The organism is Celerinatantimonas marina, assembly GCF_046054165.1.
In the GTDB taxonomy this organism is placed as follows: domain Bacteria; phylum Pseudomonadota; class Gammaproteobacteria; order Enterobacterales; family Celerinatantimonadaceae; genus Celerinatantimonas.
Map to the genome: position 1 here is coordinate 1 of NZ_JBFNXK010000022.1, position 13,179 is coordinate 13,179.

Genomic DNA, 13,179 nt, shown 5'->3' on the forward strand with positions numbered 1-13,179 from the left:
CAACAGCAACAGCAACAGCAACAGCAACAGCAACAGCAACAGCAACAGCAACAGCAACAGCAACAGCAACAGCAACAGCAACAGCAACAGCAACAAAAAAATGCGACACGCTCAGCTGCAAAGCAAGCACAAAATGGTCCGGAACATCAGAAAAGCGCAGAGGAAAAGTCGGGACATCCGACCACAACGTCAAAAGTAGATCCAAACTCACCCGCTCAAACACCGGAAACAGAGCAACAAACAAGCCAAAGCGTGGATAGTGCGACGCCACAGACGCCCAAGGATATGAAAAAATTGCAAAACTGGCTGAATGAAATACCTAACGATCCAAGCCTTCTACTTAAAAATCAAATGCAAATGGAATACCGTCAGCAACCCCACAAGCCATCGGAGGAAAACTGGTGATTCGTTTTATCCGGATAGCTATTTTTATCATTTTAAGTTGTCTCAGTGCGCAGGTTTGGGCCAAAGTTACGGCAACGGTTAGCCAAAATCCTGTCTATGCCGGTCGACCTTTTACACTTGAAATTACAGCCAATGCATCTTTGGATGCCTCAGCATTTAATCGAGCTAAATTGATGCAACCCCAGTTCGTGGTCGGACAAACCTCTACGGGCCGCAACATTTCCGATATCAATGGAGTGACAACCCGGCAAACTCAGTGGGTCACAACATTGTTGGTTCGCCAACCAGGAACCTACACCATCCCTGCATTTAACGTTGGCGGCAGTTTCACGCAGCCGATCCAACTTCAAGTACTAGCTGATACTGGACAACCGATACAACAGCAATATGTCAAACTAGAAACGGCAATCACTCAGAAAAATGCGTGGGAAAATCAACCCCTGCTGTATACCGCCAAAATTCTAATTGGAACAACGTTAAGTGATGGCAATTTTTCACCACCATCCGCTGAGCATGCCGATGTTGAACAAATAGGCAAAGACCAGCAGCAAATTGAAATTATTAATGGTCAACGTTACCAGACACTGATTCGTCACTGGCTGATCACACCCCATCAACCAGGGCCATTCACGATCAAAAGTCCTGAATTAACAGGAAATGCAGGCATCCCCAGTGACACATTTGGCATGACTGAATACCCTGTCACAGTCCAGGGCAAAGATCAATCTATTCAAGTTCAGGCGATGCCGAAGGGATTTAAAATCCCTTGGCTTGCAGCAAGTCACCTGACACTTAGTGATCAAATTAGTCCTAAGCGGGATCAGTATCAACCCGGTCAAGCGATCACCCGTACGATTACCTTAACGGCAGAACAAGCCGGATTAAAGCAACTGCCCCAGCTACAATTTCACTATCCGGCAGGCCTTCGCATTTATCCGGAAAAACCTAAAGATCATTTGTTTATTAAAGATGGGAAAGTTTACGCTCAGCGCACTTATACTATTGCAATGATCCCAGAACATTCGGGCTCGTTGAAAATAGATGCTCAGACCCTTCATTGGTGGAATATTGATGATCAAACCCGTCAGAGTACCACCATTCCGGAAATCCGATTAAACATCGCGGAAACGCCCCATCATTCGGCAGCAACGGCCCCTATCGACACGTTACCTTCCGAACCGACATCCCCCACAGAAACCTCATTCTGGGGCTACATGGGGTATGCGTTATGGTTAATCACTTTGCTCATTTGGCTATTCAGAGAGTGGTCTTTGCGCCGTAAAACTCACGACAAACCCATTACAACAGGGCAACAAGATACCATCCCTCATGATTCAAGCTGGCGAACTTTTGAAAAAGCAGCTCAAAGCAATCAGGCTATCCCAGCCGAAACAGCGTTAAGAGAATGGCTTGCAGAACATCCTGAATTTCAGCCTTTACTTTCAACGTTGCTCAATGAACTAGCCCAAATAGCATGGTCTTCTAAACAAACATTAAACTGGGATGGATTAGAATTTTTACACCGGATCAATCAAATTCTAAAATCGACTCCGGCCACTGTTCACCATAAAGCCAAAACGCAACTCCCTTCACTTAATCCATAAGGGACAGTTGAGTTGGGAGTAGTACTTAAAGTCATGTACGCAACAAAAAGGCCACCATGCAAAAGGTGGCCTTTTCAACTCGACAAAAAAGCGAATAATTATTAACGCAATGACATCTGGAAAATAAGATTTTCAGCTTGGCATCCGAAAGTAACAGTACCAGCCAATTTAAATTGGTCGCCTTCAGGTTGAACTTCAACTTCGATTTGAGCAGGTTCATTCTCCGCTTTACGCACTTTTTCAGTTAATAAAGCTAGGGCCTGCTCTGCTTCAGCTTTAGACGAAAATTGCTGTTCAATAGGAGTCGAGCATTCGGAGCCATCAATAATGGAACCAATTTCAACACAACTACAAGCCACACATTCTTCTGCTTTTGATTTCATACCATCTCCTCGAGAGCTCAATCGCTTAACCCTACTAATATATCACTCCTAGCAATTACCGCCACTGAAGTTCTGGAATCGATAGCATATGTCTAAGAGCCATGATGCTTAAACGGTTAAATTTTATGCAGTTTCAGTCATAAACGCTCAATAACTCTTAAGGCAACATATCGGTAAACTGGTGACTAATTCGCATCACAGCCTGATACCCTAAATCAATACACTCTTGGGCCCGAAAAAATTCCATGAGGCCAATATCACTCACCTGAGGAGCAATTAACACTTCAGGGGGATCTCCTGCCATACGAGAGCGCTTTAGCTTATCTTCAAGAATATCTAAAGAACCAGACATCACAGCCATCATATTAGGGGTGTCATTCTGCCGCTTCACTTTGGCTCGTCCTCCAAGCCGTCCAACGACCGAATGAAAATAACCCGTACCGACCCCCATCATCCGGGAAAATAAAGTGTCATTGCCTTCTCGGCGCGGTTCCCCGCGACGATCATGTAATAAAATCGGTTCCAGACTAACCGATTTACGACTAAATCGATGAGCTTGCAGATCAACAGCAATAACATGGGTTGCCCCCAGAGCCCGACACAATGAAACAGGCACTGGGTTCGAAACGGCTCCATCAACCAGCCACTGACCATGCCAGCGGATCGGTGATAAAAGTCCTGGCATGGCACAGGAAGCACGCACGGCTCGACGCATATTCCCCCGCTGTAACCATATTTCATGACCGCTATAAAGTTCTGTCGCAACCATAGCAAATGGTAACTGTGACGCCTCAATATTTCGTGGTCCCAACAAGTCATCCGCAAGGCTAAAAACTTTTTTACCGGCGATCAACCCTCCCCGATGAAACCCAACATCAAGCAGCTTAAACACCTCCCAGTTGGTCAGAGAACAAACCCAGGGTTCCAGTTCTCCCATGCATCGATTGGCATAAGAGGCTCCGACAAAAGCCCCTATGGAACACCCAGCCACAACTTCCGGATAGATATTCAGCTCTTCCAATGCTTTCAAAACACCGATATGAGCCCACCCTTTGGCCGCGCCGCTGCCAAGAGCAATACCGATCTTAGGATGATTCGGATAGATTTGCTTATACATGAGCAGTAAGCCCCACTACAGTAATTGACTGAAATATTTTCAGGACTTCAACGTAAAACCGAATGCCAGACATTTCAACCGTTATCTAAGCACAATCACGGTTGAACGAGGGATGCATCGTATACAGCTAATCCTATAGGCTCCAATACAAGATCAACCGAACGGGAGAATAGACAGAAAGAGAGAATAAGACATACGGCCAATCAATTAATCTGCAGAAGATTGCCCTGATAGAAAATGCTTACGGCATAAAGAAATATAACGTTCATTTCCACCGATTTCGACCTGTTCACCATCACGCAAAACATGCCCTTCGGAGTCTACCCGGGCGTTAAAGTGAGCCTTATTACCACACCAACACACGGTTTTCAGCTCTTCCAGCTTATCGGCCAAACACAACAAATGGTAAGCACCTTCAAACAACTCACATCGAAAATCAGTTTTCAGGCCATAAGCAATAACCGGAATTTTCAACTGATCAACAATATAAGCAAGCTGATAAACCTGTGCTTTAGTTAAAAATTGAGCTTCATCTACGATAACGACATCAATCGCACTTGGATAACTCACGACAAAATCATAAAGATCTACATCAGATTGAAATGGAATAGCTTGAAGCGTTAACCCAACTCGGGCTGAGATGATCCCTTCTCCTGCCCGGTCATCAATGGCAGGAATTAATGCTAAAGGGTGCATGCCTCGTTCTACATAATTAAAATGCGCCTGAATTAACTGCGTTGATTTTCCAGAATTCATAGCCGCATATTTATAATGTAACGAAGCCATACCACCCCCTGTCAAACTCGTTCTAAACGCTTTTATTCTGAGACAGTCGAACCGGCAGCAACTTGAGGTTGCCGTCTGAACCACAATAAAGAAACACCTAATAGAATTATACCGCTTCCAATGGCCAACAATACAGACCCAGTATAACCGACAATAACATAGCTTAATGCCGTAACAAATGCGGTCAATAACGCATAAGGTAACTGCGTGGTCACATGGTCAATATGATGACAACCTGCACCGGTAGACGATAAAATCGTCGTATCAGAAATAGGTGAACAGTGATCACCAAACACAGAGCCAGCTAAAACAGCCGCTAATATAGGGTACATCAATTCGGGATAACTCACAGCGGCGATCTCTCCGGCAATCGGTAACATCACGCCGAATGTTCCCCAACTTGTTCCGGTTGCAAATGCCATAATCCCAGAGATAACAAAAAGTAACACCGGCAATAAAAATCCAGGTAACGCAATATGCTTCACTAAGCCAGCCAAAAAAGTTCCCGTATGCATATCTCGAATAACAGTTGCAATAGACCAGGCAAATAATAAAACCAAAATTGCACCAATCATCGAATAAGCGCCTTTGATAACGGTTTTACTCAATGGCTGAATGCCTACGCCCATAAATAAACTAAACAGAATAGATGTAATAAAACCAGCACATCCTCCCATAACCAGAGAGCCAGCCACATCAGTATTCTTTAATAAACTAAAAATTGTCACTGGAGCATCAACATCTAAACTCTGATATCCAGTCCAGAGAAAAGCGGTAAATGTAGCGATAGCTAAAATAACCAACGGTAAAATTAATCCCAATGGAGAACCATTCACAATCGCAGCAAAATCCTCCGATGAGCCCGCAGGAACACCTTTTGATTCATCATAAACATGCCCTTCCAGGGCACGCTGTTCATGTCGAGCCATTCCGGCTAGATTGATATTAAAATACGCAACAACAAATGCGGTAAATAGGGCAAATAATGCATAAAAGTTAAGAGGAATGATGGCAACAAAAGCATTTAATGATGAAATATTATTCATTCCATGCGCGGCAAGAATTCCACCGATTAATGCAATTATATAAGCCCCCCAACTGGAGACTGGCATTATTACACACATAGGGGCCGCAGTGGAGTCAAGCAGATAAGCTAATTTTGCTCTTGAAATTTGCGCTTTATCTGTAACCGGTTTTGCAATATTTCCAACAGCAAGACTATGAAAATAATCATCAATAAATACAACGAAACAAAGTAACGCTGTCATTAATGAAGCTCCCCGATGGGTATTTATCCGTTTTCTTGCCCAATTTGCAAATGACTTGGTCGAGCCATTGACCTGCATTAATCCAGTCATGGCCCCTAACAAAAGTAAAAATACCAATATATTTATATTCCAGCTATTCCATTGATCTCCATCACGGATTAATTTTTCAATTAGCTCAAGAAGATAAGCTATAGAGTTTGTTATATTTCCCCCAGCAAGGAATAAGGCACCAATGATAATTCCTCCAGCCAGTGACAATAAAACCCGCCGGGTCAAAACCGCCATCAATAGTGCAACAAAAGGGGGAAGTAACGAATAAATAGAATCAGAATATGATATCAGGTTCATGAGCTCTCGATAAAAATGAAGGAGACCTACCAAATCGACAGTATCGAGATATAACTCAGTAGCTCTCCATAGTTTTCAACTACGACAGTGATGCATCTTTCGAATACATCCCCAATATAGGCACCTTGATAAAATGCATATATTTCGGCATAGTTCCCTTTCATCACTTTTTATCGGCATCACCCTACAAGCGACTACTGATGAACCACGCACCTCTACTTTCAATTTTGGTGGGCGATTGTAAACAGATGAAACCAAATTTCAAGTGATTTATATAAACGATTTTATATGAGATCGTTAATATAAATCGAAATATTTCATTAATAATAAGCATTGTTAAATTATTTTAATTATTTATGCGCAGATTATTTGACAAGACATTTTTATTGAATGAAAATTAGATTTGATATAAATATAAGCACAAAGTACGTAACTAAAAGCGGGAATTAATCATGAGTGATTTTTTAAAAACATTTCTTAATGCACGCAGCTTAAAAGCAGCGACCAAGGATCTTTCTCTGGAACAGATGGAAGAAACCTTGAGTAAATTAGATGCAATTGTGAGTGAACGTCGTGAATCAGAAGACGCACGCGTAGCTGCAGAGCAAGCTAAATTACAAAAATTAAAACAGTATCGGGAAATGATGGAACAAGACGGTATTGATCCTTCTGAATTAATGGATGTGTTCGAATCCAAACAAGCCGCACAGGGCCGTCGTAAACGTGCACCATTACCACCTAAATATAGCTATTTAGAAAATGGTGTTGAAAAAACATGGACAGGCCAAGGACGTACTCCTGCTGTGATTCAAAATGCAATTGATAATGAAGGAAAAACAAAAGAAGATTTCCTCATTTAAGTTTTTGTTATTATTGCTGTCGTAAATCAATAAAAGCCGATATTGTCGGCTTTTATTTTTTTATTCATCACATATTCACTCTAAACTAAACGACGAATTAATTTATTGTAACAAAACGAAAAACTTCTTAGCTCAGCCCTCACTATTTCTAATTAATACTTTTATAAAACTCCGATATATTTATGTAACTGAACGCTCAGGCGCCAATTATTTTTGATGCAGGTTTCGATACACAGTTGTGTTGCTCGAGGTTGCTGACTAATCGGCTGCAACGCGATTTTCGCAGCTGTCGGACAACGCTCTAATAGCGCCTCTAGCGCTTCAATATCGGCCAGACGACCTACCGGATGTTTGACTTCATCAGCCCGGGTCATTGCCTGTGCTAAGACCTCTTTTTTACCTCGCATCCCAATTTTAGGGGATACCGTAACCCAGCTACGAGAATCGACTGAAATAGGATAAGTTCCACTGGTTTCTATCTGACACTGATACCCAGCATCATGCAATTGTGTGGTTAAAGGTCTTAAATCATAAGAACAGGGTTCCCCACCAGTGATGACCACATGTTTAGCCTGATATCCTTTCACTAACTCGACTAACGATGCAACATCACCATGAGCCCATACATTTCGATCTTGGCTGGGTTGATTGATCTGCATTAAAGATCGTTCATCTTCTAAATGGATCTCCCAAGTATGTTTCGTATCACACCACGGACATCCGACATCACACCCCTGTAAACGAATAAATATGGCAGGAGTGCCGGTATAAAACCCCTCTCCTTGAATCGTCTCGAATACTTCATTAATGCGATAATTTATATTAGACATTTGTCACCCGGGCTAATTTAAGCGAAAATCCGTTGTTTATAGTGAATAGCTAAAAGAAGCGCAACCCCATGAAAGAAAAAGTTGTCATTATTTACTCTGGCGGAATGGATTCATATACAGTTTTAAACCGAGCCATTCAAGAAGGATTCGAAGCCTACCCACTGACCTTTAATTATGGTCAACGGCATAAAAAAGAGATTGATGTTGCATCTGCCGTCTGCCAGGAATTAGGTCTGGAGCACAAAGTGGTTGATATCACTGCGATTAATCAACTATTGCAAGGCTCTTCATTGACATCAGATATTGATATCCCTGAAGGACATTATGCTCAGGAAAATATGAAATCAACGGTTGTCCCCAATCGAAATATGATTTTACTCTCTTTAGCAATTGGCTATGCGGTCTCCATTGGCGCCACCAAAGTTTTTTATGGTGCACACTCGGGTGATCATGCCATTTATCCCGATTGTCGCCCTGAGTTTGTTGAAAAAATGAATGCCGTCAGTCAAATTGCCAACTATGATGCCGTTGAAATTATTAGTCCCTACCTACATCAAAGTAAAATTGAGATCTTAAGAGATGGTTTAGAAATGGGTCTAGACTATGGAAAAACTTGGACCTGCTACAATGGCCGGGAAAAAGCCTGTGGCCGCTGCGGTGCTTGTCAGGAACGTTTAGAAGCTTTTGAGCTCAACCACTGCCAAGATCCTCTGGAGTATGAAGACTGAAGCATTTCGCTAAAATTCCAAAAATATTCTGGGCCGCCATTAGTTTAAGTGGATGTTCATTATTACTTCAACCTTGGGGTGATGCTCTGGGTTGGGGGCGTTTTGAAATTATTTATCAACATCAATATTGGCGGCTTTTAACCGGCATTCTCGTTCATGCTAACTTATGGCATTGGCTTATGAATGTCGGAGCCTTACTCCTTATTGCAGCTATTTTTGGAAAACAACTCTCACTGAAACACTGGGGGATCATCAGTCTAATCATGACCCTCATCGCCAATGGATTATTATTACTCCAAGTGCAAACTCGCTTCTATGTCGGATTATCAGGCTTGCTACATGGATTACTAGTGTATGTCGCCCTTCATCAATTTACTCGAGCCAAATTGGAAAGCAGCCTGATATTAACGGCCATTGCGCTCAAAATTTACTTGGAGTTTATTTTCCCTCAAGGGTTAGGTGACCAACAGCTCATTTCCGTTCCTGTGGCCACCATTGTCCATCGTTATTTCTGCTTTACAGCGATTATCTGTTTCATCATTTTTACTAAAATCATAAAACGGTACGAATGGATTGATTGATCGTTTTTAGCATTGCCAAAGGATCAGCGGCCTGAGTAATAGGACGTCCAATGACTAAATAATGAGACCCAGCTCGGAGTGCACTGTCCGGTGTCATAATCCGCCGTTGATCATCACCTTTGGAGTCGGCCAAGCGGATCCCCGGTGTCACTAAAGCAAAATCAGCCCCACAGCACTGCTGCAGTAATTTAGCTTCCTGAGCCGAGCAAACCACCCCATCCATCCCACTCTTTTTCGCTAATAATGCCAACCGCTCAACTTGTTCAGCCACTGAACCGATATAACCTAGTGCTGATAAGTCAGATTGTTCCATACTCGTGAGCACTGTCACGGCAATCAGCAATGGCGGTTTTACATATTCAGAAAGCGCTTCCCGAGCCGCCTGCATCATCCGTTCACCACCACTGGCATGGACGTTCACCATCCAGACCCCAAGCTCTGCAGCCGCTTTAACGGCTTTAGCTACCGTATTGGGAATATCATGAAATTTAAGATCGAGAAAAATTTCAAACCCTTTTGCTTGCAGCTCCTTCACTAATTCCGGCCCAAATAGGGTAAACATCTCTTTACCTATTTTCAGCCGGCACTCATGTGGATCTAATTGATCAACAAGAGATATACAATCTTTTTTGTGAGCGAAATCTAAAGCGACAATGACTTTAGGGTCATACATACTATTCTCCATCTAATCCCCGTATCGGTTTAATTGAACCCCAACTTTTACACGAAGGGCAATGCCAGTACATCGCATGGCTGGAAAATCCACATCGATGACATTTATAATGTGGCCGAACCAAAAGTTGGTGAGCCACTAAGTCTTGCAATAACTGTAAACTTTGCCGGGCAGGACCAGGCTCAGCCTGTCGAACATGATATCCAATAAGCTGATGAAACCCCCGCATCGTCGGATGTCGTTTCAAATCATCCAGCACCAGACGTTCTGCCATCTGTATATTTTCGGTTTCAAGCATATTCGCTAAGGTCACCGTAATTGTCGCACCCCCGCCCAATTTCATCGCCCGTTCCAAAAAATGACGATAGCCTTCGGTATCGTGTAGTCCCAAATAGGCTTTTTCAACCAGATGCAAATAATCACTGAGCATATCAATGTCTAACTCAGGAAGCTGTTCTAACAACTTAATGGCTTCTTTAAAATTATTCTGTTCAATGAGCAATTGTGATAAATAAACCCGAGCCCGAACACACCCTCGATCTTTATTTAATGCTTTCTTCAAAAGGCTGTAAGCTCGTTTTAACTGACCATTGGTTTCTTCCTGCATAGCCAGTTCACAATAAAAATGTGCAATTTGTTGTTGGATGTCAGAAATAGTTTGAGAGGAAAGCTGTTCGGCGACATGAATGGCTTTAGCCCATTCCCGGGTCTGCTGATAAAGTGTAAGTAAATGCGTCAACGCACTTTCTGAATGCTCAGGTTCATCCACTAATTCCAGTAGAATCGCTTCAGCGCGATCAAACAACCCCGCGACCTGATAATCCCGGGATAGTTGTAATAATGCCAATTGCCGTTGTTCAATATCGAGATTAGGACGAGCAATTAAATTTTGATGGATACGAATAGCCCGATCCACTTCTCCACGCTGCCGGAATAGATTTCCCAGCGCTAAGTGGGTTTCGATCGTTTCTTCGTTGACTTGCAGTAAATCAATAAAGAGATCAACCGCTTTATCGGATTGATCAGACAGCAGTAAATTCAGGCCATCAACATATTGTCGGGATAATTGATTGGATTTTTGCTTACGATTCTGCCGCACACTGCGCTGGCCCATATACCAACCATACGCGACAGCAACAGGTAAAAGAAGAAACAACAATCCAAACACGGATATTTAATCTCCGGTCAATTTGCTTTGAAGTTGTTGTAATTCCCGCTGTTGTTTTCTAAATTGTCGTCTGAATTGCATCAGTTGTAAACGAACTTTCAGATAGAAGAAACCGAGCCCCAGACAAGCAATTACAAAACCTAAAATGAACATAATCGCCATGAGCCAGGAAATACGTAAATTTCCCTGTGCGATTAAATAATGGACACGAATAATCTGATCATTTTGTCCTCCAATAGCTAATGCTAAAACAAACAAAATAATCACGAGAACCAGAATACCAATTGCCTTCAAAAATGCTCTCCCCAAATGAATGCCGGGTTACCACCTAAAAGGTCAACGATGCACCGATTCATTTAATCTTGAGAAAATAAATTCACTCTGTCTCGCAGTTCTTTACCTGGTTTAAAATGTGGTACATATTTTCCAGATAACTCAACTCTTTCACCCGTTTTCGGATTACGGCCGACGCGAGGAGCCCGGTAGTGTAATGAGAAACTACCAAAACCACGAATCTCTATTCGATCCCCATTTTGTAACGAACCAGCCATTTGCTCAAGGATCTCTTTAATCGCTAATTCCACATCTTTAGCAGAGAGATGAGTATATTGACTAGCAAGCCGTTCAATCAAATCAGATTTGGTCATATGCACCCCGAAAGTGAAAAATAAACCGACTACTCTCAGTTTAGATAGGATTCAGAGGGGATCAAGTCCCCTCTGAATAATAACGCTTATTCGCTTTTAGCAGCAGCTTTAAACGCTTCAGCCATTGCGTTACCTAACTGCGCATCTTCCTGCGAGTTCAGGCTAGCCATGGCTTCTTTCTCATCAGCTTCATCTTTCGCACGGATAGACAGGCTGATTGAACGGTTTTTGCGATCAACACCAACAAATTTAGCGTTCACAGCATCACCGACGGAGAGAACAGTTGAAGCATCTTCGATGCGTTCGCGAGAGATATCAGCTACACGGATGTAACCTTCAACACTATCGGCTAATTCAACTGTTGCGCCTTTTGCATCAACAGCAGTAACTGTACCATCAACAATCGCACCTTTTTTCAGGTTGTCGACATAGTTGTTGAATGGATCTTCAGCAAGCTGTTTCACGCCTAAGCTAATACGTTCACGTTCTGCATCAACTTGCAGAACAACGGCTTCGATTTCGTCGCCTTTTTTATAGTCACGAACAGCTTCTTCGCCAGCAACATTCCAGCTAATATCTGACAAGTGAACCAAACCATCAATACCACCATCTAAGCCGATGAAGATACCGAAATCAGTGATTGATTTGATTTTGCCTGATACACGGTCACCTTTCGCATGATTTTCAGCGAAAGAATCCCAAGGATTCGCTTTACACTGTTTCAGACCTAAAGAGATACGACGACGTTCTTCGTCGATATCCAGAACCATAACTTCAACAACGTCACCCACGTTAACCACTTTAGATGGGTGGATGTTTTTGTTAGTCCAATCCATTTCTGAAACGTGAACCAAACCTTCAACGCCATCTTCGATTTCAACGAAGCAGCCGTAATCAGTCAGATTAGTCACACGGCCTTCCAGACGAGTGTTTTCTGGATAACGGTTCGCAATAGCAACCCAAGGATCTTCACCCAGTTGTTTCAAGCCTAATGATACGCGAGTGCGTTCACGATCAAATTTCAGAACTTTAACTGTAATTTCATCACCAACGTTAACGATTTCACTTGGATGTTTAACACGTTTCCAAGCCATATCAGTGATGTGCAGCAGACCATCAACGCCGCCCAAATCAACGAATGCACCGTAGTCAGTAAGATTTTTAACAATCCCTTTAACTTCCTGGCCTTCTTGTAAGTTTTCTAGCAACTGTTCGCGTTCAACGCTATGTTCTGTTTCAATAACAGCACGGCGAGAAACAACGACGTTATTGCGTTTCTGATCTAATTTGATAACTTTGAATTCAAGGTCTTTGCCTTCCAGATGAGAAGTATCACGAACTGGACGAACATCAACCAAAGAACCAGGCAAGAATGCACGAATATTGTTAACTTCAACAGTAAAGCCACCTTTCACTTTACCATTGATAACGCCAGTTACAGTTTCTTGCTGTTCGTAAGCAGCTTCCAACTGTACCCAAGCTTCATGTCGTTTCGCTTTTTCACGAGACAGAATAGTCTCACCGAAACCATCTTCCACTGCGTCCAGAGCTACATCAACTTCCTGGCCAACTTCTACTTCCAGTTCACCGGCGCTGTTTTTGAATTGCTCTGCAGGAATAGCAGACTCTGATTTTAGGCCCGCATCAACCAGAACCATTCCGTTCTGAATAGCAACCACAGTACCTTTAACAATCGAACCAGAACGGAATTCCAGATCGTTAAGAGACTCTTCAAAGAGTTGAGCAAAAGATTCAGTCATGTTTAATTTACATATATAAAA

At 42.6% G+C, this 13,179-nt stretch carries 14 protein-coding genes, 1 pseudogene and 1 riboswitch; of the genes and pseudogenes, 5 read left to right on the plus strand and 10 right to left on the minus strand.

Going from position 1 to position 13,179, the window contains the following annotated elements; translation table 11 throughout:
- Positions 1–405: pseudogene (locus ABUE20_RS17890) on the plus strand (hypothetical protein); the annotation flags it as partial.
- Positions 402–2,009 carry a BatD family protein gene (locus ABUE20_RS17895; protein WP_408621323.1) on the plus strand — a complete coding sequence of 536 codons (1,608 nt, stop codon included), beginning with the start codon at positions 402–404 and terminating at the stop codon, positions 2,007–2,009. The pseudogene ABUE20_RS17890 and the gene ABUE20_RS17895, both read left to right, overlap by 4 nt.
- Positions 2,010–2,110: 101 nt before the next feature.
- Here ABUE20_RS17895 and ABUE20_RS17900 read toward each other — a convergent pair whose 3' ends face one another.
- The 4 genes from ABUE20_RS17900 to ABUE20_RS17915 form a co-directional block, all read right to left on the minus strand.
- The gene (locus ABUE20_RS17900; RefSeq protein WP_408621324.1) at positions 2,111–2,392 is read right to left on the minus strand and encodes a YfcZ/YiiS family protein; all 282 of its coding nucleotides are present in this window, start codon (positions 2,390–2,392) and stop codon (positions 2,111–2,113) included.
- A 157-nt stretch (positions 2,393–2,549) separates the two neighbouring features.
- Complete coding sequence (gene rssA, locus ABUE20_RS17905) at positions 2,550–3,509, minus strand: patatin-like phospholipase RssA (RefSeq protein ID WP_408621325.1); 960 nt, start codon at positions 3,507–3,509, stop codon at positions 2,550–2,552.
- Positions 3,510–3,716: 207 nt separating this feature from the next.
- On the minus strand, positions 3,717–4,295 hold the full coding sequence (locus ABUE20_RS17910) for a thymidine kinase (protein ID WP_408621326.1): 579 nt from the start codon (positions 4,293–4,295) through the stop codon (positions 3,717–3,719).
- Positions 4,296–4,327: 32 nt separating this feature from the next.
- Positions 4,328–5,911, minus strand: coding sequence for a Na+/H+ antiporter NhaC family protein (locus ABUE20_RS17915; RefSeq protein WP_408621327.1), 1,584 nt, complete (start codon positions 5,909–5,911; stop codon positions 4,328–4,330).
- A gap of 51 nt (positions 5,912–5,962) precedes the next feature.
- A riboswitch (Lysine riboswitch) is annotated at positions 5,963–6,137 on the minus strand.
- A gap of 226 nt (positions 6,138–6,363) precedes the next feature.
- Here ABUE20_RS17915 and ABUE20_RS17920 point away from each other — a divergent pair.
- Positions 6,364–6,771, plus strand: coding sequence for an H-NS family histone-like protein (locus ABUE20_RS17920; protein WP_408621328.1), 408 nt, complete (start codon positions 6,364–6,366; stop codon positions 6,769–6,771).
- Positions 6,772–6,932: 161 nt separating this feature from the next.
- Here the strand turns inward: ABUE20_RS17920 and queE are convergent, their stop codons facing one another.
- Positions 6,933–7,592: a 7-carboxy-7-deazaguanine synthase QueE gene (queE, locus tag ABUE20_RS17925; RefSeq protein WP_408621378.1), complete on the minus strand. Its 660-nt coding sequence runs from the start codon at positions 7,590–7,592 to the stop codon at positions 6,933–6,935.
- 77 nt (positions 7,593–7,669) lie between these two features.
- Here queE and queC point away from each other — a divergent pair, with 77 nt between their 5' ends.
- Positions 7,670–8,329, plus strand: a complete 660-nt coding sequence (gene queC / locus ABUE20_RS17930) for a 7-cyano-7-deazaguanine synthase QueC (RefSeq protein WP_408621329.1) — start codon at positions 7,670–7,672, stop codon at positions 8,327–8,329.
- A gap of 86 nt (positions 8,330–8,415) precedes the next feature.
- The gene (gene rrtA, locus ABUE20_RS17935; RefSeq protein WP_408621379.1) at positions 8,416–8,910 is read left to right on the plus strand and encodes a rhombosortase; all 495 of its coding nucleotides are present in this window, start codon (positions 8,416–8,418) and stop codon (positions 8,908–8,910) included.
- Here rrtA and pyrF read toward each other — a convergent pair.
- The 5 genes from pyrF to rpsA all read right to left on the minus strand — a co-directional run bounded on the left by pyrF (position 8,882) and on the right by rpsA (position 13,158).
- Entirely contained in the window at positions 8,882–9,583 is a 702-nt protein-coding gene (gene pyrF / locus ABUE20_RS17940) for an orotidine-5'-phosphate decarboxylase (RefSeq protein WP_408621330.1), read from the minus strand. The genes rrtA and pyrF overlap by 29 nt on opposite strands.
- A gap of 1 nt (position 9,584) precedes the next feature.
- Positions 9,585–10,751 (minus strand): lipopolysaccharide assembly protein LapB, encoded by a 1,167-nt coding sequence (gene lapB / locus ABUE20_RS17945; RefSeq protein WP_408621331.1) that lies wholly within the window; start codon positions 10,749–10,751, stop codon positions 9,585–9,587.
- 6 nt (positions 10,752–10,757) lie between these two features.
- Positions 10,758–11,045 carry a LapA family protein gene (locus ABUE20_RS17950; RefSeq protein ID WP_408621332.1) on the minus strand — a complete coding sequence of 96 codons (288 nt, stop codon included), beginning with the start codon at positions 11,043–11,045 and terminating at the stop codon, positions 10,758–10,760.
- 62 nt (positions 11,046–11,107) lie between these two features.
- Positions 11,108–11,398, minus strand: coding sequence for an integration host factor subunit beta (gene ihfB, locus ABUE20_RS17955; RefSeq protein WP_408621333.1), 291 nt, complete (start codon positions 11,396–11,398; stop codon positions 11,108–11,110).
- A gap of 86 nt (positions 11,399–11,484) precedes the next feature.
- Positions 11,485–13,158 (minus strand): 30S ribosomal protein S1, encoded by a 1,674-nt coding sequence (rpsA, locus tag ABUE20_RS17960; RefSeq protein ID WP_408621334.1) that lies wholly within the window; start codon positions 13,156–13,158, stop codon positions 11,485–11,487.
- Between the last annotated feature and the right edge of the window lie 21 nt (positions 13,159–13,179).

Excerpts from the sequence above, each read along its gene's own strand:
- rssA (WP_408621325.1), bottom strand. The coding sequence starts at position 3,509 with ATGTATAAGCAAATCTATCCGAATCATCCTAAGATCGGTATTGCTCTT.
- queC (WP_408621329.1), top strand. The coding sequence starts at position 7,670 with ATGAAAGAAAAAGTTGTCATTATTTACTCTGGCGGAATGGATTCATAT.
- rpsA (WP_408621334.1), bottom strand. The coding sequence starts at position 13,158 with ATGACTGAATCTTTTGCTCAACTCTTTGAAGAGTCTCTTAACGATCTG.
- ABUE20_RS17910 (WP_408621326.1), bottom strand. The coding sequence starts at position 4,295 with ATGGCTTCGTTACATTATAAATATGCGGCTATGAATTCTGGAAAATCA.
- ihfB (WP_408621333.1), bottom strand. The coding sequence starts at position 11,398 with ATGACCAAATCTGATTTGATTGAACGGCTTGCTAGTCAATATACTCAT.
- ABUE20_RS17915 (WP_408621327.1), bottom strand. The coding sequence starts at position 5,911 with ATGAACCTGATATCATATTCTGATTCTATTTATTCGTTACTTCCCCCT.
- ABUE20_RS17920 (WP_408621328.1), top strand. The coding sequence starts at position 6,364 with ATGAGTGATTTTTTAAAAACATTTCTTAATGCACGCAGCTTAAAAGCA.
- ABUE20_RS17900 (WP_408621324.1), bottom strand. The coding sequence starts at position 2,392 with ATGAAATCAAAAGCAGAAGAATGTGTGGCTTGTAGTTGTGTTGAAATT.
- pyrF (WP_408621330.1), bottom strand. The coding sequence starts at position 9,583 with ATGTATGACCCTAAAGTCATTGTCGCTTTAGATTTCGCTCACAAAAAA.